The following is a 25471-nucleotide window of genomic DNA, read 5'->3' as shown; positions in this document are numbered from 1 at the left end:
TCGTTTTTCTCGCCTAGCAGAGAAATCCCTTCGGCAGGGGATCAATCCCGCCCGACGACCGCAGTTCCCAGCCGGGAATCCGGCCACCTGCCGGCAGAACGCTTTGCATCAATGCGCCATCAATGCATCAGCGTCCGGGACAGCTGAAGGGCCCGGGGTGCTGACCGGTGCGGCGACTTGAACGTGCAAGTGTCGGGCTAGCCGAAGAACCTTGGAATGAAGAGCACGATCACCGGAAAGGCGAGCAGCAGCCCCACCCGCACGATCTCCATGCCAAAGAACGGCAACACACCTTTGAAGGTCTCGGTCATCGGCACGTCCTTGGCCAGCGCATTGATGATGAAGACATTGAGGCCCACCGGCGGTGTGATCAGCCCCAGTTCCACGACGATCAATGTCAGGATGCCGAACCAGATTTTCAGTTCATCCGCTGTCAGGCCATAAGCCGCCGTTGCAGCCGTGACATAGTCGCCGCCGTTGAGATCGATCAGCACCGGCCAGAAGAACGGCACCATGACCAGGATCATCGCCAGGCTTTCCATGAAGCAGCCGAGGATGACCAGAATGATCAGGATCGCGATCAGCACGACCCAGGGGTCAAGCCCACTGCTGCCGGCCCATTCCGCGAGGCCTGACGGAAGGCCGGCGCGGGTGAAGAAGCCCTTCACCACCTCCGCCCCGAACAAGATGAAATAGATCATGCCGCTGGTGACGGCCGTTTCCAGCAAGGCATCCTTGGTCTTGCCCACGGTCAGCCCTTCCGCACCCCAAAGCCGCTGGGAAAAGCCATAGACAAGGATGACGAAGACACCGATGGCCGCAGCCGGCGTCGGCGTGAACAGCCCGATGCCGAGGCCGAGAATGATCGATCCGAAGATCAGGACCACCGGGATGAGGCGCAACAGTGCCCGGTTGCGCTCGTCGCGCGGCATGGTAGCCGCCACGGGAGCCAGTGACGGGTTCAGCCTGACCTGGATCGCAATGACCGCGATGAAGGCGACAACGGCAATAAAGCCGGGAATGACGGCCGCACGGAACATCTCGATGATCGAGGCCTCCACGATCACCGCATAGATGACCAAGGCCACCGAGGGCGGAATGAGAATACCGAGCGTACCGCCGGCCGCCAGCGTACCGGTCGCCAGCCGCGGCGAATAGTTCAGCCGCCGCAGTTCCGGTAGGGCGACCCTGCCCATGGTCGAGGCGGTGGCCAGAGAGGAGCCGCAGACCGCTCCAAATCCTGCGCAGGCACCGATGGCGGAGATCGCGACGCCCCCTTTCACCCGGCCCATCAGTGCATTCATGCCCTGGAACAGATCGCGGCTGAGATTGGCGTGGCTGGCGAGATAGCCCATGAACACAAACAGCGGCACGACCGAGAGGTCGTAGCTCGCCATGTTGGTCCACAGGAGCGACTTGAACTGCTTGATATAAGGCTCGAAACGGACATGCGGCAGCGCCAGCGACAGGGCAAACATGCCGCCAATGCCGACCAGGATCATGGCCAGACCGACCGGCACGCGCAAAATCAGGAGCCCGAACAACAGGCCAAGGCCGATCAGGCCAATCAGTTCTGCCTCACCCACGGGCTTCCCCTTCAAACAGTTGCATCACGCAGACCAGCGCCCACAGGAGCATCGAAATCACGCCCGGTCCGTACCAGGGCCATTCCTGCCAGCCGAGAATGGCCGTACGCGTCTGGTCGCCCATCGTCTCGTTCAGGCCGATCCACATCCAGTAGGCCAGAAAGACCGCGATGAAGCCCGTGGTCGCCAGCCAGAGCTTGTCCAGTCCGGACCGCACGACCTTCGGCAACGACTGCACGAAGAGGTCCACCACCACATGCCCGCGCTTCAGCTGGCAATAGGGGATGAAGGACAGTGCCGCGACGCTGATCGCCAGCCGAACGAAGTCTTCGTATCCGGAAATGCCGGCAACCGTTGCGCCGAACAGTCCGGCAATCCGGTTGGCCGTGAAAGCGCTGACATTGACAGTCGTGACGAGGACGATGGCGAGGATGAACAGGCCGCCGAGAAGCGCCCAGGCCGCCGTTGCTTTGCGCAGCAGGGAAATCATGCCGCCTCCATGGATAGTGTCTCAGGTGCCCTCCCTCGGGCACTCTGCAGTCCCCTGATAGCGCAGAAGGCAAGCGGCCGGAAACGGATCGCGTTCCCGGCCGCTGTCAGTTCATGCGCCTTACTTGGCCGGCGCTTCGATCACGAGCGCACGGGCCTTTTCGACCATGGCAGCGCCATCAAGGCCGTTGCCCGTTGCTTCCTTGATCCAGCGATCAACCACGATCTGGCCGCGATCATCAAAGGCCTTGGTTTCTTCGGCCGTCAGTTCGATCAACTCGCCCTTGGACTTGCGCAGGTCCTTGCCGCCATTCTCGATGCCATCCCAGACCGCGCCATACTGGGCGGCGATGTTGCCCATGGAATGGTCGTCGATGACCTTCTTCAGATCGTCCGGCAGGCTGTCATAGCGGTCCTTGTTCATGGCAATCATGAAGGTGGAGGTGCCGAAACGGGTGCCGCCGGCCCCTTCCGTGGAGTATTGCGTCAGTTCCTGCAGCTTCAACGCCGGGAAGATCTCGAATGGCACAAGCGTTCCGTCGAGAACGCCCTTGGACAGGGCTTCCGGCACTTCGGGTACCGGCATGCCGACCGGTTCAGCGCCATAGGCTTCGATGGTCCAGCCGCCAGTGCGCGAAGGTGTCCTGACTTTCAAGCCGGTCAGGTCTTCCGGCTTGCGGATCGGCTTGCTGACCATGTGGAACGCCTGGCCACCATGGGTGTGCAGCAGGATCGGCTTCACGTCCTTGAAGTCCTCGGCGACCAAGTCGAAGGCGCCAGTGAGGGCAACAGTTGTCTGCATCGCCGAGCCCTTGTGGACCGTCGGCAGTTCGAACACTTCGCTGCGCGGGAACGTCCCTGGTGTATAGCCGAGCACGGTCCAGACGATATCGACAACGCCGTCGCGCACCTGGCGGTAGAGTTCCGGCGGCTTGCCGCCGAGCGACATGGCCGGGAAAATCTCGACCTTGATCCGACCGCCCGAGGCTTCCTCGACGCTTTTCGCCCAGGGTTCCAGCATCTGGGTCTGCGCCGGAGCCTTCGGCCCGAGGAAATGGTGCAGGGTCAGTTTGACTTCCTGCGCCGAGGCGCTGGCGATCATCATCGAGGCTGTGACCAGCCCGGTCGCCACTGCGAGAATACGCTTCATCTGTGGTCCTCCCTGTGTTGAGGGGCCAGCGGACCGCGCCCCTTCATTGCCCTTGCCGCCAGTCAGCACAGACGTGCCGCTCCTCCTGCCAACAAGGATCTGAGCTTCACGCTACCCATCCGCTTTCGTTATGTAAAATGAACAATCATCGAAGCTGCATAACCTGTAGTTATGCAGCTTTGCCGCTAGATTACAAACGGACGTCCGCCTTGTCTGCCGCGAACCGCAGACAGGCCTGCAACATGACAAGGGCTGGTGTCGGGGCTGTGTCAGCCCGTGTCGTCAGCCCCACCGGCCCGGTCGTGCCCGTGGTCTCGATCGGCAATTCAACCAGATCGCCTGCCGCCACATCGCGCGAGACCACGCCGGATGAAATGATCCACACGGCATCGGTGTCGAGGGTAAAGCTGCGGCCGAACGTGTTGGAGATCGTCTCGACGCGGCGCGGCAGGTTGGTGACACCGGCGGCAATCAGCAGGCGCTCTACATAGGGCCGGATGATCGCTTCCTGCGTCGGATAGAGCACGACATATTCGGCGAGGCGCCGGATATCGAGCGGCTTGCGAACCAGCAACGGATGCCCCTTGCGCACCACGAACGACACGCTCTCGGAATAGAGATGGGTGAAGGACAGGCCTGCCATCTGTTCCGGGTCAGCCAGGCGACCGACCACGAGATCCAGCTCACCCAACCGCAGCCGGCTGAGCAGGAACGTGTTCGGCCCGGTGATCAGCGTCAGCGTGGTCTCGACGCTTTCGGCGAGGAACCGCTGCACCGCTGTCGGCACAATCCGGGCCGCCACGCTCGGCAACACGCCGATGTTGAGATAGGACTCTCCCGACATGCGCGCCTGGGCGACGCTGTCCAGCCCCTGCTTCAACGCCGCCAGGCTGGCGCCGGCGTAATGCAGCAGCACTTCGCCGAACTGCGTCAGCACCACGCCCTTGCGGGAACGGTCGAAGAGGCGAACCTCAAGGATCTCTTCCAGCTCGCGCAGGGTCTTGGAAACGGCGGGCTGGGTGATCGACAATTCCTCAGCCGCCTTCACCAGGCTGCGCAGGCGCGCGACCTCGAGGAAGCACTGGATGTGCCGGTATTTCACCCGCGGATCGATCACTTTCATTCCTTTCAGTTATACAAATGACCTGATTTCTCATTTTACATAACCGAAGCATGGATGAAATATAGGGCAAGCACAAGAACAGGCTGATCGGACACCGCATCAGCCGGGAGCCCCAGGGAACAAACCATGCGCATGATCGCGGCAAACGGTCTGGCCTTGCATGTGGACGATAGCGGCGAGACGCACTTGCCGGCAGTCGTTCTGTGCAATTCGCTTGGAACCGACCTGCGCAGCTGGGATGCGGTCGCAGATCACCTGAAAGGCCGCATGCGTGTCATCCGTCACGATGCGCGCGGCCATGGCCTCTCCGATTGTCCCGAAGGCCCCTACTCCATCGACGATCTGGTCGATGACCTTACGGCGGTGCTCGCGCAGCTTGGCATCCACCGCTGCATTCTCGTCGGCCTGTCGGTCGGCGGGCTTGTGGCGCAGGGCTTTGCGGCGCGTCATCCGGACAAGGTGCCAGCGCTCGTCCTCAGCAACACCGCCGCCCGCATCGGCACGGCCGAGACCTGGCAGGACCGCATCCGCCTGATCGAGGCAGGCGGGATCGAGGCCATCGCTGATCCGATCCTGGAACGCTGGTTCTCGGCCGCCTTCCGCAGCGCGGAGCCCGTCGCACTTGCCGGCTGGCGCGCGATGCTGACGCGCACGCCGCGCGCAGGCTATCTCGCCACCTGCGCCGCCCTTGCCGCCGCCGACCTGACACACAGCACATCGCAGCTCACCATGCCGACGCTGGTGATCGCCGGCAGCGAGGACGGCGCGACACCGCCGGCGCTGGTCGAGGCCACCGCCCGGCTGATCCAGGACGCCCGCTTCACCTTGATCTCAGGCGCTGGCCACCTGCCCTGCATCGAGACCCCGGACGCCTTCTGCGCTGCCCTTGATGCCTTTCTTGAGGAGACCGCCGTTGTCTGATCCCGTGCCCGCAGCCCCCAAGGTCCGCTCGCCCGGGTCGCGCCACGCCGGCGGCATGGCAACACGCCGCGCCGTGCTGGGCGATGCCCATGTCGACCGCTCGGTCGCCAGCATGACCCCCTTTGACGCCGACTTCCAGACCCTGATCGTCGAGGGCGCCTGGGGGACGGTGTGGAGCGACGACACGCTGACAACGCGTGAACGCAGCCTCGTCACCATCGCGCTTCTGGCCGGGCTCGGCCATCATGAGGAACTGGCGATGCATGTCAGGGCCACCATCAACACCGGCGCATCTGCCCGCGACATCCGCGAAGCCTTGATGCATGTGGCCATCTACGCCGGGGTACCGGCGGCCAACACCGCTTTCCGCATTGCCCGGGAAGCGCTGGCTGCGGCAGGGCGGCTGGATGATGAATTGCGTGAACCGGAGGACGGCAACACCGTTCGCCACAAGGGAGAGCAGCCGTGAGCAGCTTCGGCACCAACCGCCCCTCGGGGCCTCGCGAGGGCGACTATTACCAGCGCGACTTGACCGTTCATCCGCCGGCCTTTACTCCGATCTACAAGACGTCGGTCACGCGCTCGCCGCAGAAGGCGCTCTTGTCGCTGGAACAGGGCATCGGCGAGATCACCGGCCCGGTGTTCACCGCCGATGACCTCGGGCCGCTCGACAATGACCTGATCCTCAATTACGCCAAGACCGGCGAGCCCATCGGCGAGCGCATCATCGTGCATGGGCGGGTGCTGGACGAGAACGGGCGCGGGGTGCCGCACACGCTGGTCGAGTTCTGGCAGGCCAATGCCGGCGGCCGCTACCGGCATAAGAAGGATACCTATCTCGCGCCGATCGACCCGAATTTCGGCGGCTGCGGCCGCTGCCTGACGGACGAGAACGGCTACTATTACTTCCGCACCATCAAGCCGGGCCCCTATCCCTGGCGCAACTATGTCAACAGCTGGCGCCCGGCGCATATCCACTTCTCGATCTTCGGCCGCTCCTTCACCCAGCGCCTGATCACACAGATGTATTTCGAGGGCGATCCGCTCATCGACGTCTGCCCGATCGTCAAGACGATCCCGGACCCCGAGGCGATCAAGCGCCTGATCGCACCACTGGACCTGCGTGCCACCGTGCCGCTCGACTGCCGCGCCTACAAGTTCGACATCGTCCTGCGCGGGCGGCGGTCCACCCTGTTCGAGAACCGGCTGGAAGGAAACTGACCATGGTGCAGCCGCTCAACTACCTCTCCGAGACGACCAGCCAGACGGCCGGCCCTTACGTCCATATCGGCCTCGCACCGGCGGCCGCCGGCTTCGACATCTTCGAGAAGAACTTCTCACATGTGGTTGCAGGCCCTCAGACAAGAGGCACCCGCCTCCGCATCGAGGGCCGCGTGCTGGATGGCACGGGCACGCCGGTGCGCGACGTGCTGGTCGAGAGCTGGCAGGCCAACAGCGAGGGCCGGTTCAACCATCCGGACGACACCCAGACCAAGGCGCTCGACCCGGATTTTCGCGGCTGGGGCCGCTCCTGCTCGGATTTTGACACCGGCGTCTTCGTCTTCGACAGCATCAAGCCGGGCTCGGTGCCCTGGCGCGACGGCCGGCCGCAGGCGCCGCACATCAGCCTCTGGATTGTCGCGCGCGGCATCAATATCGGTTTGAACACAAGGCTTTACTTCTCCGACGAAGAAGCCGCCAACGCGTCTGACCCGGTTCTCCGGCTGATCGAGCAGGAGGTCCGCCGCAAGACGCTGATCGCGGAGCGGCAGGAGACGCCGGACGGAATTGTCTACCGCTTCGACATCCATCTGCAGGGCGATCGGGAAACTGTCTTCTTCGACATCTGACCGCCCTGCCGGGACCGGACCGCCCACCGGTCCGGTCCCGATCCCCAATCCAATCCACTCAAGCTGACGAGTTGAAGCGACCAGCCATGGCGAAAATCCAGTCCCTGCACGATGCCGTTGCGGAGAACATCCAGGACGGAAATTCCGTTGCATTTGAAGGCTTTACCCATCTCATTCCACATGCGGCCGCGCATGAGGTGATCCGTCAGGGGCGCAAGGATCTGACCGTGATTCGGATGACGCCGGACATGATCTACGACCAGCTGATCGGCATGGGCTGCGTGAAGAAGCTGATCTTCTCCTTTGCCGGCAACCCGGGCGTCGGCCTCCTGCGCCGTTTGCGCGATGCGGTGGAAAACGGCTGGCCGCATCCGATCGAGATCGAGGAGCACAGCCACGCGGCCATGGCCAATGCCTATGAGGCGGGCGCGTCGGGCCTGCCCTGCGCCATCTTCCGTGGCTATCGCGGCGCGGAGCTGACGCGGGTTAACCCCAACATCCGCTTCATCAAGTGTCCCTTCACTGGCGAGGAACTGGCCGCCGTTCCGGCGCTCCGCCCGGACGTGACCGTGATCCACGCCCAGCGGGCCGACCGCAAAGGCAACGTGCTCTTGGAGGGGATTGTCGGGGTGCAGAAGGAGGCTGTGCTGGCGGCAAGGCGCGCCATCGTGACCGTCGAGGAGATCGTCGAGGACCTCGCAAGCCCCAGCCCCAATGCCTGCATCCTGCCGTCCTGGACCGTCTCCTCGGTGGTGAAGGTGCCTGGCGGGGCGCATCCGTCCTATGTGCAGGGCGTCTATCCGCGCGATAACGCCGCCTATATCGAGTGGGACAAGATCGCGTCAGACCGCGACACTTTCCTGTCCTGGATGACCCAAAACGTGACCAATGTCAGCCCTGACGTGTTCGCCGGCCGGGTCGCGCCGCTCAAGACCACGGGAGCCGCGTGAGATGACCAGTTTTACCCCGACCGAAATGATGACCATCGCTGCGGCCCGTGCGCTGACCAACGACGATGTCTGCTTCGTCGGCATCGGTGCGCCCTCGGCCGCCTGCAACCTCGCCCGGCTGACCCATGCGCCGGACATCACCCTCATCTACGAAAGCGGCACCATCGGCACCGCGCCGAACGTGCTGCCCCTGTCCATCGGCGACGGCGAACTTTGCGAGACCGCGCTGTGCACCGTATCGGTGCCGGAGATGTTCCGCTACTGGCTGCAGGGCGGGCGGATCACCATCGGCTTCCTCGGCGGAGCGCAGATCGACCGCTTCGGCAACCTCAACACCACCGTCGTCGGCAGCTACGAGACGCCGAAGGTGCGGCTGCCGGGTGGCGGCGGAGCGCCGGAGATCGCGATCTCCTGCCGCGAGATCTTCATCACCATGAAGCAGTCGAGCCGGGGCTTCGTCGAAAAGCTCGACTTCGTCACCTCGCTCGGCCACGGCAAGGGCGGCACCGACCGGGCCGACCATGGTGTCACGACCAAGGGCCCGACCCGGCTCATCACCGATTTGGCCATCTGGCAACCGGACGCCGAAACGAAAGAATTCACCGTCACCTCGCTTCATCCGGGCGTGACCCGCGAGATGGTCGCGGATACGGTCGGCTGGAAAGCCAGATTCGCGGCGGAGGTGGGCGAGACCCCTGCCCCGACGCAAGAGGAGCTTGAGGTGCTGCGCGACCTGCATGCGCGCACCAAGGCTGCCCATGGAGGAGGTTCTGATGCGTGACGTCTTCATCTGCGACTATGTGCGCAGCCCGATCGGCCGGTTTGGCGGCAGCCTGTCCGGCGTGCGCGCCGACGATCTGGCGGCCGTGCCGATTGCCGCGCTGATGGCGCGCAATCCGGATGTGGACTGGGCTGCACTCGACGAGGTGATCTACGGCTGCGCCAACCAGGCGGGCGAGGACAACCGCAACGTCGCCCGCATGGCCGCCCTGCTCGCCGGCCTGCCCGACACCGTGCCGGGCACCACCATGAACCGGCTCTGCGGCTCCGGCATGGATGCGGTGATCACGGCGGCCCGCGCCATCAAGTGCGGCGAGGCCGAGATCATGATCGCCGGCGGCGTGGAAAGCATGTCGCGCGCGCCCTTCGTCATGCCGAAGGCCGACACCGCCTTCTCGCGCAATGCCGAGATCCACGACACCACGATTGGCTGGCGCTTCGTCAACCCCCTGATGAAGAGGCAGTATGGCATCGACTCGATGCCCGAGACGGCCGAGAACGTCGCCACCGAGTTCAACATTTCCCGCGCCGACCAGGACGCCTTTGCGCTTCGGAGCCAGCAGAAGGCCGTCGCCGCCCAGGAGAACGGCCGGCTGGCCAGGGAAATCGTCCCCGTCTCGATCAGCCAGCGCAAGGGCGATCCGATCCTGATCGACAAGGACGAGCACCCGCGCGCCGACACCACGCTGGACGGCCTTGCCAAGCTGAAGGCGCCCTTCCGCGACGGTGGCTCGGTAACGGCCGGCAATGCGTCCGGCGTCAACGACGGCTCGGCGGCGCTGATCCTTGCCTCGCGCGAGGCGGTGGAGAAATACGGCCTGACGCCGATTGCCCGCGTGCTTGGCGGTGCCACCGCCGGCGTGCCGCCGCGCATCATGGGCATCGGCCCGGCCCCGGCAACGCGCAAGCTCTGCGCCCGGCTCGGCCTGTCGCCGGCCAGCTTCGACGTGATCGAGCTGAACGAAGCCTTCGCCTCGCAGGGCCTTGCCGTGCTGCGCGATCTCGGCCTTGACGACGATGCACCGCAGGTGAACCCGAATGGCGGCGCCATCGCCCTCGGCCATCCGCTCGGCGCATCGGGCGCCCGCATCACCGGCACGGCGGCGCTGGAGCTGAAGCAGCGCGGCGGCAAGCTGGCGCTGGCCACCATGTGCATCGGCGTCGGACAGGGCATCGCCATCGCCATCGAGGCGGTCTGAGCCATGTCCTCAAGCCGCGATTGCCTCCTCGCCGGACTGATCCGCGATCCCGAGACCGAAGCCCTGCTCGGGGCGCCGGCCGAGGTCGCGGCCCTTCTGGAGGTGGAAGCGGCACTGGCGCTGGCGGAGGCTGACTGCGGCCTGATCCCGGCGGCGGCGGCGGCGCGGATCGCGGATGCCGCCCGGCTGCTGACGCCGGACCTTGAGGCTCTCAGGGCAGGCATGGGGCGCGACGGCGTCCCCGTTCCCGCCCTCGTTGCCGCCCTGCGTAAGGCAGTGCCAGCGGAAGATGCCGGCTACGTCCATTGGGGCGCGACCAGCCAGGACATCGTCGACACGGCGCTGGTGCTGCGCCTCGCCCGGATCCTCGATTTGTTTGAGGTCCGCCTCAAGGCTCTCGCCCTTGCCCTCGGTGCGCTGGCGGAGACGCACCGGGCAACGCCCATCGCCGCGCGCACGCGGATGCAGCAGGCAACGCCAACGAGCTTCGGCCTCAAGGTCGCCGGCTGGATGCTGCCGCTGATGCGGCATCTTGACCGGCTGGACGAAATTCGCCCCCGGCTTCTCGCCGTCTCGCTCGGCGGGGCCTCGGGCAATCTGGCGGCGCTTGGACACAAAGGGCTCGACGTCGAGGCACGGCTTGCCGCCCGGCTGAAGCTGACGACCCTGGCCCTGCCCTGGCACACGGCGCGCGACACGATGCTGGAACTCGGCAGCCTGCTGGCGCTCATCACCGGCAGTCTCGGCAAGATGGGCCAAGATGTGGTGCTGCTCGCCCAGAACGAGATCGGCGAGGTCAGCCTTGCCGGGGCGGGCGGCTCCTCGACCATGCCGAACAAGGCCAATCCGGTGGCGGCCGAAGTGCTGATCGCGCTCGCCCGCAGCACCGGGGGCCTCGCCGGCGTGCTCAATCAGGCTGCCCTTGCCGAACAGGAGCGCAGCGGCGCGGCCTGGCTGATCGAACAGCTGCACCTGCCCGCGATGCTTCTGCAGACAGGTGCCGCCCTTGCCACGGCGGCTGAGCTTGTTGCAGACTTACGCGTCAACAAAACGGCCATGCGCGCGACCTTCGAGGCTGCCCAAGGCCTGATGCTGGCCGAGGCCGCCAGCTTCGCCCTCGCCGACCACATGCCGCGCAGCGCGGCGCAAGCCCTCGTCAAGACCGCCTGCGCCGAGGCGCTTGCCTCCGGCCAGCACCTCATCGACGTCCTCCGTGCGAAGACGTTCGCCCCGGTTGACTGGGACAGCCTCACGGACCCCGCCCGGCATATGGGCGCGGCCGATGCGCTGATTGACCGGGCGCTGGGGGAATTGCGGCGGGGGTAAGGGGTATCCCCCCACCCCATACTCCGTCTGGAACAAAACCAAAGGCAATGAAGGCCGGAGCGTGGGGCTCCCCCCACCCCTCACCCCTGCCGGGGTCGAGCCACGGGCCTCGCCCCGCCTTCGGCCCCCACGAGGGGGAGGGGGGCGGAGAGGTCGTGCCAATGGGGGCGCGAACTGGCGAAACCAGAACTCTGGTTTCGATTTCGTGGGTGATCCAGCCTCGGCGCTTCAGCCCCCCTCCCCCTGGTGGGGAGGGGTCGGGGGTGGGGAACTCGGCGGGGCGGAGGGGTGCGGTGATCGAAAGTTCTCTTGGCCTAGCGTGCTGCGTAGTCCCATTTAAGCCTGAGCGTGGGGCTCCCCCCACCCCTCACCCCTCCCCACGAGGGGGAGGGGCGCGGAGAGGTTGTGCCATGGGACCAGGATCGCTGACACCAGAGTGCTGAACTCGATTTCGTGGGCGATCCAGCCTCGGCGCTTCAGCCCCCCTCCCCCCGGTGGGGAGGGGTTGGGGGTGGGGGGCTCGGCGGGGTCCAGAGGGTTCAAACGTCAATCATTCTCCGCGCCAAACAGTCCAAGGCGCAGAAGGATGGTTTCGACGACGCCTTCCAGATTGTGTTCGACGTCGCGGGCAGAGAAACGCCAGACCGTGAAGCCCTGGGACGTGAGCCACTGGTCGCGGGTGGCGTCGTGGCGGGACTGACCAGGAGCGCCGTGGCTGTCGCCGTCGATCTCGATGACGAGGCGATGGGACAAGAGGGCGAAGTCGGCGATGTAGGGGCCGATGGGTGCCTGGCGACGGACATGAAGGCCGTGCGCCTTCAAACCGCGAAGATGCGGCCACAGCGCGCGTTCCTGAAAGGTCTGGTCGCGGCGCAGGTCCCTGGCCCGCTTGCGGGTCCTATCCATGATCCGGCTCTTCCGGCTCCCCTTCCCTTGCGACCGGCCATTTGACACGACGGGATCCAGTCTGCCGGATCCGGTCACCCCCGTCATCTGATCCACTTGAGCCGCCTCGCAGATTGAGTCAGCCGGGTCACAATCCGATTCCGTTTCATTGGACAAGACCCTGTTTCCGCAGCGGCTTTTGCGAGCTGATGTGGTGAGTCCGGTGGTTGCGAAACTGAGTCAGGCGCTTCAGGAAATGAGTCAGAAGCCGAGCGGGGCAGGGCTGGCGAAATTGTCCAAGCGAATGCCCGGATCGTCCATTCAGCCGGCAAAGCGCATGGGCGAAAGTGTCCCTCACCGGCGGCGGAGGGGCAGCCGGTATCTCTGGAGGAGATCCCCGTGCGCACGCAGGTCGTCATCATTGGAGCCGGGCCGTCGGGCCTGCTGCTGTCGCAGCTTTTGCATCTGAGCGGCATCGATTGCGTGGTGCTGGAGCGCAAGAGCGCCGACTACGTGCTGTCGCGCATCCGTGCCGGCGTGCTGGAACAGGGCATGGTGGACATGCTGGAGCGCGCCGGACTGGGCCGGCGCATGCACGAGATCGGGTTGCCGCATGACGGCTTCCGCCTTGCCGTGGGCGAGACAGCCTTGCGGATCGACCTGAAGCGGCTGACTGGGCGTTCCGTCATGGTCTATGGCCAGACCGAGGTGACGCGGGACCTGATGCAGGCGCATGCCGCGCGGAATGCCCCGGTGATCTACGAGGCCGAGGCGGTGACGCCGCTCGACTTCGACGGCGACCAGCCACGGGTGAGCTATGTGCAGGACGGGGTGACGCAGGAGATCGCCTGCGACTTCATTTGCGGCTGCGACGGCTATCATGGCGTGGCGCGGGCGAGCGTGCCCAAGGGGGCGATCACCGAGTATGAGAAGGTCTATCCCTTCGGCTGGCTCGGCATCCTGGCGCATGTGCCGCCGGTGGACCACGAGCTGATCTATGCCAACCACCCGCGCGGCTTCGCGCTGGCCTCGATGCGCTCGCACGCCCTGTCGCGCTATTACATTCAGGTGCCGCTCGACACGCCGCTGGAGGCCTGGCCTGATGACGCGATCTGGGACGAGCTCAAGCGCCGGCTGGGCGAGGAGGCGGCCGCGCGGATGACGACGGGACCGTCGATCGAGAAGAGCATTGCTCCCTTGCGCAGCTTCGTCGCCGAGCCGCTGCGCTTCGGACGGCTGTTCCTGGCCGGGGACGCAGGCCATATCGTGCCGCCAACGGGGGCGAAGGGGCTCAATCTGGCTGCCTCCGACATCCACTATCTCTCCGAAGGCCTGATCGAGTTCTATCGTGAGAAATCGAGGGCCGGGATCGATGCCTATTCGGCGCGGGCGCTGGCGCGGATCTGGAAGGCGGAGCGGTTCTCCTGGTGGATGACGCGGCTGTTGCACCGGTTTCCGGAGGAAGGCGCCTTCGATCAGCGGATGCAGCAGGCGGAGATGGACTATCTCGCTGGGTCGCAGGCGGCGCAGACGAGCCTTGCGGAGAATTATGCCGGATTGCCTTACTGAACCAACGCCTCGGCCTGTGCCGGGTCTGCAAGCGCTGTGTCGGCCTGCGCAGTGGACAGCAGGCTGGTCATGTAGGCCTCTGCATCGGCGGTGATCTGCCGGTCAAAGGCGATCACATCGCGCAGGAGGCGGGTGCAGGGCGGGCACAGCTCGCTGAACGGGACCAGTCGCGAAGTGGAGAGCTGGAGCGTCTCCTGCCCGACCACCGCCGGGACGACGGAGCGGGCGACGTCGTTCACCGCGCGCGGATCGAGCCCGACGAGCCAGCCGACGAGAATCAGATTGATCGCGGTCAGATAGATCCCGGCGTAGCGGGGCGTCAGGGTCAGCAGGCGGCTCATGGCGGGCGCGGTCCGGTCAGTTCGTCTCCTGCCCTATTGATTAACGCAGGCAGGCCGCCAAACCCACACCCTTTACGCGAAATTAACTCAAATTGTTAAAACATCGTTAATGTTGACGCATCGTTAATTTGGCGCGGTATGGATCATGCCAAGCCGTCGTCGCGGTGGCGCGCACGGAAGTCGGCCGGCGCCTCGCCGGTCTCCTTGCGGAAGACGCGGGAAAAATAGGCCGGATCCTCGAAGCCCAGTTCATAGGCGACCTGAGACACGCTGAGGCCGGAAAAGGCGAGCAGGCGGCGCGCCTCGATGATGAGACGCTCGCGCACCGCCTGGGACGCGGTGCGGCCGATGAACAGGCGGCAGTAGCGGTTGAGCCGCTGCACGGTGAGGCCCATGGCTTCGGCATAGGGCTCGGCGTTCCAGTCCTGGCGGTAGCGCTCCTCAACCAGCTGGCGAAAGCGGAACAGCGAAAAGCCGGGGGCGGCATCGGGCGCGCCGGCGGAACCTTCGCCGGGGAACAGCACCAGCAGCGTCAGGGCAACGAGCGGGCGGAACAGGGCGCGGCGGCGGCGGCCGATGTCGAATTCGGCTGCCATCTCGGCGCAGTAGAAGCCGAGGCGGGCGCCATCGGCCTCGGGATGGATCAGCGTGTTGCCGCTGGAGGTCAGCGCGCGCTGCTCGGCCTCCGAGCGGGTGGTGCCGCCAGAGACGAGATAATCGGGGGTGAAGGAGACGACATAACCCTCGGTGTCGGGCAGGAAACTCCAGCCATGCAACGTGTGCGGCGGGGTGAAGCAGAGGCCGCCGGGGCGGATCTCGCGCTCGCCGCCCTCCTCCACCAGCCGCCCGCCACCACGCGTGATGTGCAGCACCTGGGCCAGATGGGCGTGAGCATGGGGCTCGAGCTGCCAGCCGAGCGCCCGGGAGCGGGCGCGGATGGTCTCGATGTGAAAGAAGTCGAACTCCGCCGCGCCCTCGGTCTCGCCATAGAGGTGGTAACTGGGAAGGGACGCGGGCGACGGCATGGCGGGCTCAGGGTTTGGAGGATATGGGCCGGGCGATCCGACATGAACCGCCCAAAGCCCCATCAAGTGCTCTCACCCGGCGGAGTGGTGGGCGTGCCAGTGCCAGGCGATGTCGATGCGGCGGGTGAGCCAGACCTTGTCGTGGCCGGCGACATAGTCGAGGAAACGGGCAAGCGCGGCGGCCCGGCCAGGCCTTCCAACAAGACGGCAATGCAGGCCGATCGACATCATCTTCGGACTGCCCTCCTCGCCCTCGCGGTAGAGCGTGTCGAAACTGTCCTTGAGATAGTCGAAGAAATGGTCGCCGGTGTTGAAGCCCTGGGGCGTGGCGAAACGCATGTCGTTGGCGTCGAGCGTGTAGGGAATGACCAGATGCGGGCCGTTCGGGCCCTCGACCCAATAGGGCAGATCGTCAGCGTAGCTGTCGCTGTCATAGAGGAAGCCGCCGGTTTCCATGACGAGGCGACGGGTGTTCATGGAGCAGCGGCCGGTGTACCAGCCCATCGGGCGTGAACCGGTCACCTCCTCATGCAGGCGGATCGCCTCGAGGATCTGGGCGCGTTCCACCTCTTCCGGCATGTCGGCGTGCTCGATCCACTTGAGGCCATGGGAGGCGATTTCCCAGTCGGCCTCCTTCATGGCCGCGACCACCTCCGGGTTGCGGGCGAGCGCGGTGGCGACGCCATAGACGGTGACGGGGATGTTGCGGCTGGTGAACATGCGCCACAGTCGCCAGAAGCCGGCGCGCGAGCCGTATTCGTAGATGGATTCCATGTTCCAGTGGCGCTTGCCCGGCCAAGCTTGCGCCCCGACAATCTCGGACAGGAAGGCCTCGGAGGCCGCATCGCCGTGCAGGATGTTGTTCTCGCCGCCTTCCTCGTAATTGACGACGAACTGCACCGCCACATTGGCCTCGCCCGGCCACTGCGGATGGGGAATGGCACGGCCGTAGCCGACCATGTCGCGGGGGTAGGATGCGTCCATACGCCTGAATTCCTTCTGCAAATTCAGGCTATGGAACCTGACCCGCGCGGGTTTGGCAAGACGCAGATGCGCTGGCCGGCCGATGGCCAGCAATCCGATTGCCGACCAGAGACCCGACCAGCCATCCAGTCTGGTGTCCGATCAGCCGCAGTCTCAGTCGCGAGACAGGGGGCGGCGCGCACGGGCATGCACGCGGATCGGGATCAACTCGCCCTCGATGCGGTCCCGGCGACCGGAGCCGGTGTCCTCGTCCGACGGCAGCATCATGATGGCGCTGCCGATGACAGCAGAGCCCAGGGTGATGATGAGACCAAACCCAAGCAGCACCACCGGGACAACCGGATCCTCGGCGTTGGCGATCAGGTCGCGCAGGCCGGCGGCATTGCTGATCAAGAGCCCGGCAAAGACAAGCAAGGACACGAGGACGCCGACTGCACCATTGATGGCCAGCAGGCGGAACAACGGATTTTCCGGCAGGACGCGCTCGATATGGCGCTGAAGCAACGGCAGGTCAGTCTTCATCAGGGGACCTCCAGATCCGGGTCTGGTCGCACAGGGAAACACCGATTGTTCGATGTTTTCATTTTTTGCGTGATGCCAGCACAAGGCCGAAATCACTCAGCCAGCATGCGCCAGCTTTGATGGCGCGGCAATGGGCCAAATGGCGAAAGCTGCGCGGCGAAGCAGCGCAAGAACAGCAATTTACATCAGTCCGGCAGCAGAACGACACAGCCGCAGCAAACCCGGCGGGCGTGGCCTGTTTATTTTGCCAAGCTATATTGATTTGATATATATCGATCCGATATTAGGTCAATCGCGTAGGACGTGCGATCCGGATCGTCGGTGCTGACGGCGACGGAAGGGTCCTGTCGGCCCCAAAGACGTGGGGTGCAGGAACGCAGAATTCAAGTTGCCTCCTGACCGGAGCACCGCGGCAACCGGTTCGGTTCAGGAGTTGATCCAAGGCGAAGCGGGCCGGCGGGACAGACACGTGTCCGCTCCGGCTGGTCCGGTCGCCAGTCGCGCCCGTAAGGGCAACCAAAGGCGAAACACGGGCGATGGCGGGCGGGACACCTGCCACGTCCGAATACGGGGCATAACTGGAACCATGAGCGTGCGTAGATTATGCCTTGCGATCCTCAACTTTGGCGATGCCACCGGATATGAAATCCGCAAGGCGTCGACCGAGGGGGAGTTCAGCTATTTCGAGGAAGCCGGTTTCGGCTCCATCTATCCGACCCTCGCCAAGCTCGAGGCCGAGGGACTTGTGACCGTGCGGCACGAGCCGCAGGAGGGCAAACCCGCCCGCAAGGTCTACTCCATCACCGACACCGGGCGCGCTGAACTGAAATCGCTCCTGTCTGAGCCGCTGGCCGAAGACACCTTCCGCTCGCCCTTCCTGCTCGTGGCGATGTGCGCCGACCTGGTCGGGGCAGCTGCGGTGCGCAGGGCCGTCGACCGGCAGATGGACCAGATCCGCGCCGAAATCAGCCAGCTCAGGGAGATGACGCAGAAATGCGACCATCCGGCAACGCGCTGGACGATCAATTGCGGCCTCACCTGCATGGAACAAAATCTCAAGTTTCTCGAAATGAACCGGTCGGAGCTCGAGCAGATCGCCGAGACCAGACCAGAACCGTGCCAGCTGCCGGCCGCAGCCGAGTGACACGGCGTTTTTCTTCCGTTTGACGGAGTACAGGTTATGCAACTGAAGATGTCCTATGTGCTTGCGGCCCTTATTGCCGGAGGGGTGGGCTTCTGGATGTGGAGTGGCGATGTGGTGGTTGGTGGCCGCAGCGACGGCGAGAATGCCGCCCGTCCGCTGGCCGAGCGCCAAGACAGCCGCAAGGATGCCCCCTTCAAGGTGAAGGTACGGGAGATGACGGCAACCGACCGGATCAACGTGCTCGACATTCGCGGCATCACGGAGGCCCATGCGAAAGTCACGGTGCGGGCGGAAACAACCGGGCGGATCATCGAACGCCCGGCCCGGGAAGGCACGGTCGTCGCAAAGGACGATGTGCTCTGCGTGCTTGATCGCGGCACCCGCGAAGCACGGGTTCTGGAAGCACAGGCGCAACTGACCCAGGCGCGGATCGACTTCGAAGCCGCGACTCAGTTGAGTTCCAAGGGGTTCACGGCGGAAAACCGGGTGACCGCGCTGAAGGCGGGCTTTGACGCGGCGACCGCGCGGCTGCGGGAAGCGGAACTGGAACTGGAGCGGACGATCATCCGCGCACCCGTCTCCGGCGTGGTCGAGAGCCCGATGGCGAAAGTCGGTGACCATCTCGCCATCGGCTCGGCCTGCGGGACCCTTGTCGACACCGACCCGATGATTGCCATCGGCCAGGTCTCGGAAGCCAGCATCGGCCTTATCCAGGTCGGCATGGCGGCCGAAGTGAACCTGATCACGGGACACGCCCCGCAAGGCAAAGTGCGCTATGTTGCGCCGGCGGCAGACCCGAACACCCGGACCTTCCGCGTCGAGATCGAGTTTCCCAATGCCGATGGTCTTGCCCGCGACGGCACCACAGCGCTGACCCGCTTGCCGCTGAAGGCGGAAAAGGCGCACAAGATCTCGCCAGCCATCCTGACCCTCAATGATGCAGGCCGCGTCGGCCTGCGGGTCGTGCGGGATGACAACACAGCGCAATTCGTTCCAGTCACCATTCTTGGGGGCGAGTCCGACGGTGTCTGGATTGGCGGACTGCCCGACGTGGTTCGGGTCATTGTCGTCGGGCAGGACTTTGTCGGCGACGGCCAGGTCGTCGAACCGGTGACCGAAGTGGCGGAGGCAGCCCAATGATCGATATGCTGGAAGCCATCCTGCGCCGTCCCAAGACGGTGTTCATGCTGATGATGGCGCTCGTGATCGCGGGCACCGTCACCTATATCGGCATTCCGAAGGAAGACAGCCCGGACATTGACGTGCCGGTGTTCTTCGTCTCGATCAGCCAGCAGGGCATTTCCCCGGAAGACGCCGAGCGCCTGCTCGTGCGACCGATGGAAACGGAGCTGCGCAGCCTCGACGGTCTGAAGGAACTCACGGCCATCGCCTCCGAAGGCCATGCCGGCATCGTGCTGGAGTTCGACATCTCGTTCAACAAGGACGAGGCCATGTCGGACGTGCGCGACAAGGTGGACCAGGCCAAGGCGAAACTGCCGGCTGAAGCCGACGAGCCGACGATCAGCGAGACCAATTTCGCGCTCGCCCCGACGATCACCGTGACCCTTTCGGGCAACGTGCCCGAACGCACACTCTATACCCATGCGCGCAAGCTGAAGGATCAGATCGAGTCCATTGATACGGTCCGCTCGGCCGATCTTTCCGGTCATCGGGAAGAGTTGCTCGAAGTCCTGATCGATACGCGCAAGCTGGAGTCCTACGCGATCACCCAGCAGGAGCTTCTGACGTCTCTGACCCAGAACAACCAGCTGGTGCCCGCAGGCTTTCTGGACAGTGGAGCCGGACGCTTCAACGTGAAGGTGCCTGGTCTCGTCGAAACCGCCGAGGATGTCTATTCGCTGCCGCTGAAGCAGTTCGGCGAAGGCGTTGTGACGCTGGGCGACGTGGCCGAGATCCGGCGCACGTTCAAGGATGCGACATCCTACACCCGCGTCAATGGCCAGCCGGCGATTGCACTGAACATCACCAAGCGGATCGGCACCAACGTCATCGAGAACAACGCGGCCGTGCGCCAGATTGTCGAAGAGACGTCCAAGGACTGGCCCGAGACGATCCGGGTCGACTTCATGCTCGACCAGTCGGCGAATATCTTCGAGGTGCTCGGCTCGCTGGAATCCTCGATCCTGACGGCGATCTTCCTCGTCATGGTGCTGATCATCGCAACGCTCGGCGTGCGGTCGGCCTTGCTGGTGGGCCTTGCGATCCCGACCTCCTTCATGGTCGGCTTCCTGATGCTGGCCGGCCTCGGCTACACCGTGAACATCATGGTGATGTTCGGTCTGGTGCTGACCGTGGGCATGCTGGTCGACGGCGCCATCGTGATGGTGGAATACGCCGACCGCAAGATCGCGGAAGGCATGGAAGACCGGGAAGCCTATATCCGCGCCGCCAAGCTGATGTTCTGGCCGATCATCTCGTCGACCGCGACAACGCTGGCCGCCTTCCTGCCGATGCTGATGTGGCCGGGCGTCGCCGGCGAGTTCATGAGCTACCTGCCGATCATGGTGATCATCGTGCTGACGGCAGCGCTGGTGACCGCGACGGTGTTCATTCCCGTGACCGGCGGCATCTTTGCCAGCATCTCGCATTTCATCTCCCGCCACGCCGCCGTTCTGCTGGCACTGGTGTTCGCTGGACTTGCCGCCATGACGGTCGTCGAGGCCCCCCTTCTCGGTGTGGTGCTCGATGGCAGCTTGATCCTGCCGCTGGCGGGCGCGGCTTTCCTGCTGGCCGGCGGTCTGTCATTCCTGGTGTTGCGTCCCGGCCTGCGCTGGTCGCAGGCCCGCGCCGCGATCAGGGCGGCCGAGGACAAGGCCCAGGCGGAGATCCTGTCCGGGTCCCACGCCTTCGATGTCCGCGAAGTGCGCGGCATCGGCGGGGTCTATGTGCGGAGCCTGAAGTTCCTCGCCGGAAATCCCTTCGGAACGCTTGTGGCGTTTGGTGGCATGATTGCCCTGTGCGCCTGGATTTTCACCGGCTTTTCCAGCAACAGCGCCGGCGTCGAGTTCTTCGTCGACGAGGAGCCGAAACAGGCCGTGGTGTTGATCTCGGGACGCGGCAACCTGTCGGCTGCCGAAGCGCGGGATCTGGTCGCCGATGTGGAACGTGAAGTCCTGGCGACCGCCGGCATCGAGAATGCAGTGACCTCGGCCTTCGCTCCCGGTGGCGGCGGCGGCGGCGGCAACGCGCTGGGGATCCAGGGCAAACCGGCCGACGTGATCGGCGAGATCCAGCTCGACCTGTCGGACTATTGCTGCCGGCGCAGCTATGTCGAGATCTCGCAGGAGATCCGCGACCGGACGGCCCCCCTGCCCGGCATCAAGGTAGAACTGCGCAAAATTGAGGGCGGGCCGCCAACCGGCAAGGACGTGCAGCTGGAAGTGCGCTCGACCGACTATGCCACCGTTGTCCAGACCGTGGCACGCATTCGGGCGCATATGAACCAGATGGACGGGCTGATGGACCAGGAGGATGACCGTCCCCTGCCCGGCATCGAATGGCAGCTGGCCATCGACCGCGAACAGGCCGGACGCTACCAGGCCGGCATCGCCTCGGTCGGCAGCATGGTGCAGCTGGTGACCAATGGCGTGCTGATCGGCAAGTACCGGCCAAGCGACAGCGAGGACGAGGTGGATATCCGCGTCCGCCTGCCGGAGAGTGAGCGCACGCTCGACCGCTTTGACGAGCTGCGGCTGCAGACGCCGCTCGGCCTCGTGCCATTGGCCAATTTCGTCGAACGAACGGCGGCGCAGAAAGTGTCGTCGATCACCCGCCGCGATGGCCAGTACTCGATGATGCTCAAGGCCACCGTCGACAAGGCGTCGGGCATGCTGCCGGATGACAAGGTCAAGGAACTGGACACCTGGCTAAAGACCCAGACCTGGCCGGAGAGTGTGCATCTGAAGTTCCGCGGCGCGGATGAGGACCAGAAGGAAAGTGGCGAGTTCCTGATGAAGGCGATGGTCGCCTCGCTGTTCCTGATGTTCCTGATCCTGCTCACCCAGTACAATTCGTTCTACCAGACCTTCATCACGCTTCTCACCGTGGTGCTGTCGGTGTTCGGCGTGCTGGCGGGCATGTGGATCACGGGGCAGAAGTTCTCCATCATCATGACGGGAACGGGCATCGTTGCCCTGGCCGGTATCGTGGTGAACAACGCGATCATCCTGCTCGACACGTTCAATCGCTTCCGCGACGACGGCATGCCGACACTGGATGCGATCCTCAAGACCTCGCTGCAGCGCCTGCGACCGATCATGCTGACGACGATCACCACCATCATCGGCCTGGTGCCGATGGCGACACAGATCAATTTCAGCTTCTTTGATCAGGTGACGGCCATCGGCGGGATCACCGCGATCTGGTGGGTGCAGCTGTCGACGGCGGTGATCTCGGGCCTTGCCTTCTCCACAATCCTGACGCTGGTCATGGTACCTGTGCTGATCGCAGCGCCCAGCACCTGGGTGCAGACGTTCCAGCGGATCGTCCGGCGCAAGCCGGTACAGCAGGAGCCGGCACCTGTTGCCGAAGAGGCAGCCGTCGCCGCCGCACCAGCTGCAACGGTGGTCAGCCTGCCGGAGCGCAAGGAGCCGGCCCCCCGGCCGATAGAGCTGCCGCTGGCCGCCGAGTGATCCTGCCAGAACAAAAACACCGCCGGAGCGATCCGGCGGTGAGCTTGATTACCCGCTCACCCATCGTCATCCCGGCCCAGCTGAGCGTTAGCGAAGCGCCGAGCCGGGACCGGAGAGCCGATGCCTCTGTATTTCAATGAGTTAACCCCGAGAGACCTTGGCTCTCCGGTCCCGGATCTCCGCTTCGCTGCGTCCGGGATGACCATAGAGGGTTTGCCATCAACCACACCGCCGGAGCGATCCGGCGGTGTGGTTCTGTCTTGAAGCTGAGGGTGGAGCGTCAGTCCGGCTTGCGCTCGGGTGCCGGATCGACTTGGGGCCCATCGCCCAGCGTATCGTCCTCATCCTCGTCCGGTGAGTTCTCGGCCAAGGGTTGGCCGCTGGCATCGGCCCGCACATGGGCCTGGTAGCTGCGCAGGGCAAGCGGGATCGAGGCGAGATAGGCAAGCGTTGCCAGCGCCAGCATCTGATAGGGATAGCTGACGGTCAGGGCGACGAGCAGCACCGCCAGCACGAACAACGGCAGCACCAGATCACGGCGAATGCGCGTGCCGACCTTCTTGCCTGAATAGGTCGGCAGGCGGCTGATCATCAGAAGGCCGATGCAGACGGTGTAGAGCGCGACAAAGGGGGCAAGCTCGGGCCAGTGCGGCAAGATGCCGAGAAACTCAAGATAGATCGGCATCAAGACTATCAAAGCGCCGGCAGGAGCCGGTGCGCCGGTGAAGAATTTCACCGACCAGGTCGGCTTGTCCGGATCATCCAGAGCAGCATTGAAGCGGGCAAGCCGCAAGGCAGCGCAGATGGCATAGGCGAGCGCTGCGATCCAGCCGAGCGACTTGACCTCGCTCAGAAGCCAGACATAGAGCATCAAGGCCGGCGTGACGCCGAAGTTGACGAAGTCGGCGAGGGAATCCAGTTCCGCACCGAATTTCGACGTGCCCTTGAGCAGACGCGCAACGCGGCCATCAAGGGCATCGAGCACGGCGGCCAGAAGCACCGCGCCGACGGCAAACTCCCACCGCCCCTCCAGCGCCATGCGGATGCCGGTCAGCCCCGAGCACAACGCCAGCAAGGTGACCAGATTGGGCAGGATCAGGCGCAGCGGAACCTTTGAAAACCGGCCAGGACGGCGGCGGCCGCCATTGTCATCGCCGGGATCAAAGCTGGCAAAGGGCGGGGTCACGCTCATCCCTTCCGTGTTCCTTCTCGTCGCGCGCGTCAGTTGACCCGGGTCAGCGGCTGGGCAGACCCGGAGACCGCCGTCAGATCGGCCAGAACCGTCTCGCCGGCGATCATCGTCTGGCCAAGTGCCACCTTCGGCACGGTTCCCATCGGCATGTAGATGTCGAGACGGGAGCCGAAGCGGATCAGGCCGAAGCGCTCGCCGGCGGTAATGCTCTCGCCTTCACGCACGAAGCAGACAATGCGACGCGCGACGAGACCGGCAATCTGGACGACACCGATGCGGGTGTCGCCATGCTCGATCACGAGGCCGTTGCGCTCATTGTCCTCGGAGGCCTTGTCCAGCTCGGCATTGATGAACTTGCCGGGCTTGTAGGCGACACGCAGGATGCGGCCACCGACGGGCGCACGGTTCACGTGGCAGTTGAAGACATTCATGAACACTGAAATGCGCATCATCGGTTCAGCGCCAAGGTCCAGCTCCAGCGGCGGGCGGCAGGGGCCGACCTGGCTGACAATGCCATCGGCCGGGGAAATGACGAGGCCGTCCTGCACCGGGGTGACGCGCTGCGGATCGCGGAAGAAGTAGCAGACCCAGCCGGTCAGGAAGAGGCCGATCCAGAACAGCGGCTCGATGAACCAGCCGAGGATCAGCGTCGCGGCAAGCGCGATGGCAATGAAGGGCCAGCCTTCGCGGTGGATCGGCACAAAGGCCTTGGTGACGGAATCGACAAGCGACATGGGGCGTTCCAGTTGATCTTGGCGCGGCCTTCGTAGCCGCAGTCGGCTTCACTCTTAGTGCCTTTGCGCCTGCAACTGAACCCTCAATTTGCCTCAAGTGGCCGTTGCTCCAAGGATCCGGTGATCGGCCTCCCAATAAGCGGGGTTGCCGTACTTGGCCCGCAGGAAATCAACCAGAACACGGGCCTTGAGTGCCATCGAGCGCCCAGGCGGGGCGACAGCCCAGATGGCGCCGACGCGGGTGACCGGATAGTCCGGCATGACGGCGACCAGATGCCCATCGCGCAAGTCGTCCCAGACATGGGCCAGCGACTTGATGGCCAGGCCAAGGCCGAGGCGGGCGGCATCATAGGCAAAGTCGCCGTTGTCGCCGCTGATCGAGGCCTCGACCGGAAAGGCGATCTCACCCTCCGGCCCCTCGAAATACCAGACCGGCATCGAGCGAAAACTCAGGCAGTCATGGTCCTTGAGCTCAGAGGGCGACCGGGGCGCACCGCGCCTTGCGATGTAAGCGGGTGCGGCGCAGAGAACGCGCGGATTGCCGGCCAGACGGCGGGCAATCAGGCTGGAATCGGCCAACGGCGCGCCGCGCAAGGCCAGATCGTATCCCTCGGCAACGAGATCGACAATCCGGTCCGAGAAATCCAGATGCAGCTTGAGATCCGGGTAAAGGTCGCGAAACTCGGCCAGATACGGCAGCACATGCTTGCGCCCGAAAAACATGTTGAGGGACATGCGCAAGGTGCCGCGCGGCGTCTCGGCCCCGTCCTCCATTTCCCGCAAGGCCCCGTCGAGAAGCTCCAGCGCATCGCCGGCGTTGCGCAACAGCAGCTCCCCCGCTTCTGTCGTCTGGATCCGGCGCGTCGTCCGCAGCACCAGCCGGGTGCCGACGTCACGTTCCAGGGCGGCAAGGCGCGAACTGGCCGCCGAGGGCGAGAGTCCGATTTCGCGGCCCGCTGCCGACAGGCTGCCAAGGGCCGCCGCCCTCACGAAAAAGCGCAGATCCTCAAGCCGCATTATCCGATACCTTCGACAGGTTCTATCGATAT

The 25471-nt window shown here is 64.7% G+C and carries 24 protein-coding genes; 12 read left to right on the top strand and 12 right to left on the bottom strand.

Translation table 11 applies throughout. From position 1 onward, the window contains the following. Nucleotides 1-197 precede the first annotated feature (197 nt). The 4 genes from ACTIFE_RS01245 to pcaQ all read right to left on the bottom strand — a co-directional run bounded on the left by ACTIFE_RS01245 (nucleotide 198) and on the right by pcaQ (nucleotide 4348). Nucleotides 198-1586, bottom strand: a complete 1389-nt coding sequence (locus ACTIFE_RS01245) for a TRAP transporter large permease (RefSeq protein ID WP_439527340.1) — start codon at nucleotides 1584-1586, stop codon at nucleotides 198-200. After that, complete coding sequence (locus tag ACTIFE_RS01240) at nucleotides 1579-2076, bottom strand: TRAP transporter small permease (protein WP_439527339.1); 498 nt, start codon at nucleotides 2074-2076, stop codon at nucleotides 1579-1581. The genes ACTIFE_RS01245 and ACTIFE_RS01240 overlap by 8 nt, the downstream gene beginning before the upstream one ends. 120 nt (nucleotides 2077-2196) lie before the next feature. Beyond that, nucleotides 2197-3225 carry a TRAP transporter substrate-binding protein gene (locus ACTIFE_RS01235; RefSeq protein WP_439527338.1) on the bottom strand — a complete coding sequence of 343 codons (1029 nt, stop codon included), beginning with the start codon at nucleotides 3223-3225 and terminating at the stop codon, nucleotides 2197-2199. Nucleotides 3226-3415: 190 nt separating this feature from the next. Next, nucleotides 3416-4348 (bottom strand): pca operon transcription factor PcaQ, encoded by a 933-nt coding sequence (pcaQ, locus tag ACTIFE_RS01230; protein WP_439527337.1) that lies wholly within the window; start codon nucleotides 4346-4348, stop codon nucleotides 3416-3418. Between the two features lie 126 nt (nucleotides 4349-4474). On the opposite strand from pcaQ, the gene pcaD reads away from it, so the two are divergent. The 8 genes from pcaD (at nucleotide 4475) to pcaB (ending at nucleotide 11374) form a co-directional block, all read left to right on the top strand. After that, nucleotides 4475-5269: a 3-oxoadipate enol-lactonase gene (gene pcaD, locus ACTIFE_RS01225; protein WP_439527336.1), complete on the top strand. Its 795-nt coding sequence runs from the start codon at nucleotides 4475-4477 to the stop codon at nucleotides 5267-5269. 55 nt (nucleotides 5270-5324) lie between these two features. Beyond that, nucleotides 5325-5738, top strand: a complete 414-nt coding sequence (gene pcaC, locus ACTIFE_RS01220) for a 4-carboxymuconolactone decarboxylase (RefSeq protein WP_439527373.1) — start codon at nucleotides 5325-5327, stop codon at nucleotides 5736-5738. Beyond that, on the top strand, nucleotides 5735-6490 hold the full coding sequence (gene pcaH / locus ACTIFE_RS01215; RefSeq protein WP_439527335.1) for a protocatechuate 3,4-dioxygenase subunit beta: 756 nt from the start codon (nucleotides 5735-5737) through the stop codon (nucleotides 6488-6490). Before pcaC ends, pcaH begins: the two co-directional genes overlap by 4 nt. Before the next feature lie 2 nt (nucleotides 6491-6492). Continuing rightward, complete coding sequence (gene pcaG / locus ACTIFE_RS01210) at nucleotides 6493-7119, top strand: protocatechuate 3,4-dioxygenase subunit alpha (RefSeq protein ID WP_439527334.1); 627 nt, start codon at nucleotides 6493-6495, stop codon at nucleotides 7117-7119. Nucleotides 7120-7205: 86 nt separating this feature from the next. Next, the gene (locus ACTIFE_RS01205; RefSeq protein WP_439527333.1) at nucleotides 7206-8069 is read left to right on the top strand and encodes a CoA transferase subunit A; all 864 of its coding nucleotides are present in this window, start codon (nucleotides 7206-7208) and stop codon (nucleotides 8067-8069) included. A 1-nt stretch (nucleotide 8070) separates the two neighbouring features. Then, complete coding sequence (locus ACTIFE_RS01200; RefSeq protein ID WP_439527332.1) at nucleotides 8071-8850, top strand: CoA-transferase subunit beta; 780 nt, start codon at nucleotides 8071-8073, stop codon at nucleotides 8848-8850. Then, nucleotides 8843-10048 (top strand): 3-oxoadipyl-CoA thiolase, encoded by a 1206-nt coding sequence (gene pcaF / locus ACTIFE_RS01195; protein WP_439527331.1) that lies wholly within the window; start codon nucleotides 8843-8845, stop codon nucleotides 10046-10048. The genes ACTIFE_RS01200 and pcaF overlap by 8 nt, the downstream gene beginning before the upstream one ends. Before the next feature lie 3 nt (nucleotides 10049-10051). Further along, entirely contained in the window at nucleotides 10052-11374 is a 1323-nt protein-coding gene (gene pcaB / locus ACTIFE_RS01190) for a 3-carboxy-cis,cis-muconate cycloisomerase (RefSeq protein WP_439527330.1), read from the top strand. A gap of 546 nt (nucleotides 11375-11920) precedes the next feature. Here pcaB and ACTIFE_RS01185 read toward each other — a convergent pair. After that, nucleotides 11921-12280 carry an endonuclease domain-containing protein gene (locus ACTIFE_RS01185; RefSeq protein ID WP_439527329.1) on the bottom strand — a complete coding sequence of 120 codons (360 nt, stop codon included), beginning with the start codon at nucleotides 12278-12280 and terminating at the stop codon, nucleotides 11921-11923. A 378-nt stretch (nucleotides 12281-12658) separates the two neighbouring features. Between ACTIFE_RS01185 and pobA the strand changes: the two genes are divergently transcribed. Next, a complete protein-coding gene (pobA, locus tag ACTIFE_RS01180; RefSeq protein WP_439527328.1) occupies nucleotides 12659-13828 on the top strand; it encodes a 4-hydroxybenzoate 3-monooxygenase in 1170 nt (389 codons plus the stop codon). Here the strand turns inward: pobA and ACTIFE_RS01175 are convergent. The 4 genes from ACTIFE_RS01175 to ACTIFE_RS01160 all read right to left on the bottom strand — a co-directional run bounded on the left by ACTIFE_RS01175 (nucleotide 13822) and on the right by ACTIFE_RS01160 (nucleotide 16700). After that, complete coding sequence (locus ACTIFE_RS01175) at nucleotides 13822-14169, bottom strand: hypothetical protein (protein WP_439527327.1); 348 nt, start codon at nucleotides 14167-14169, stop codon at nucleotides 13822-13824. The genes pobA and ACTIFE_RS01175 overlap by 7 nt on opposite strands. A 143-nt stretch (nucleotides 14170-14312) precedes the next feature. Next, a complete protein-coding gene (locus ACTIFE_RS01170) occupies nucleotides 14313-15194 on the bottom strand; it encodes a helix-turn-helix domain-containing protein (protein WP_439527326.1) in 882 nt (293 codons plus the stop codon). Nucleotides 15195-15266: 72 nt separating this feature from the next. Next, nucleotides 15267-16178 (bottom strand): allantoinase PuuE, encoded by a 912-nt coding sequence (puuE, locus tag ACTIFE_RS01165; RefSeq protein WP_439527325.1) that lies wholly within the window; start codon nucleotides 16176-16178, stop codon nucleotides 15267-15269. Between the two features lie 153 nt (nucleotides 16179-16331). Beyond that, nucleotides 16332-16700 (bottom strand): hypothetical protein, encoded by a 369-nt coding sequence (locus ACTIFE_RS01160; RefSeq protein WP_439527324.1) that lies wholly within the window; start codon nucleotides 16698-16700, stop codon nucleotides 16332-16334. 586 nt (nucleotides 16701-17286) lie between these two features. On the opposite strand from ACTIFE_RS01160, the gene ACTIFE_RS01155 reads away from it, so the two are divergent. Genes ACTIFE_RS01155 through ACTIFE_RS01145 form a run of 3 tightly spaced genes read left to right on the top strand, consistent with a single transcriptional unit; the run spans nucleotide 17287 to nucleotide 22496 of the window. Next, complete coding sequence (locus tag ACTIFE_RS01155; RefSeq protein ID WP_439527323.1) at nucleotides 17287-17844, top strand: PadR family transcriptional regulator; 558 nt, start codon at nucleotides 17287-17289, stop codon at nucleotides 17842-17844. A 36-nt stretch (nucleotides 17845-17880) separates the two neighbouring features. Then, nucleotides 17881-18984 carry an efflux RND transporter periplasmic adaptor subunit gene (locus tag ACTIFE_RS01150; RefSeq protein ID WP_439527322.1) on the top strand — a complete coding sequence of 368 codons (1104 nt, stop codon included), beginning with the start codon at nucleotides 17881-17883 and terminating at the stop codon, nucleotides 18982-18984. After that, complete coding sequence (locus tag ACTIFE_RS01145) at nucleotides 18981-22496, top strand: efflux RND transporter permease subunit (RefSeq protein ID WP_439527321.1); 3516 nt, start codon at nucleotides 18981-18983, stop codon at nucleotides 22494-22496. The genes ACTIFE_RS01150 and ACTIFE_RS01145 overlap by 4 nt, the downstream gene beginning before the upstream one ends. A gap of 280 nt (nucleotides 22497-22776) precedes the next feature. On the opposite strand, the gene ACTIFE_RS01140 is transcribed toward ACTIFE_RS01145, so the two are convergent. Genes ACTIFE_RS01140 through ACTIFE_RS01130 form a run of 3 tightly spaced genes read right to left on the bottom strand, consistent with a single transcriptional unit; the run spans nucleotide 22777 to nucleotide 25439 of the window. Beyond that, on the bottom strand, nucleotides 22777-23688 hold the full coding sequence (locus ACTIFE_RS01140; protein WP_439527320.1) for a CDP-alcohol phosphatidyltransferase family protein: 912 nt from the start codon (nucleotides 23686-23688) through the stop codon (nucleotides 22777-22779). Between the two features lie 29 nt (nucleotides 23689-23717). Then, nucleotides 23718-24464, bottom strand: a complete 747-nt coding sequence (locus ACTIFE_RS01135; protein ID WP_439527372.1) for a phosphatidylserine decarboxylase — start codon at nucleotides 24462-24464, stop codon at nucleotides 23718-23720. 51 nt (nucleotides 24465-24515) lie between these two features. Continuing rightward, nucleotides 24516-25439, bottom strand: coding sequence for a LysR substrate-binding domain-containing protein (locus tag ACTIFE_RS01130; protein WP_439527319.1), 924 nt, complete (start codon nucleotides 25437-25439; stop codon nucleotides 24516-24518). Nucleotides 25440-25471: the final 32 nt, after the last annotated feature.

Origin of the sequence: Pannonibacter sp., from assembly GCF_051860505.1 — a bacterium.
Taxonomy (GTDB): Bacteria; Pseudomonadota; Alphaproteobacteria; order Rhizobiales; family Stappiaceae; genus Pannonibacter.
Note: the sequence above shows the minus strand (reverse complement) of the source record. Positions and strands in the feature narration are given on the sequence as shown.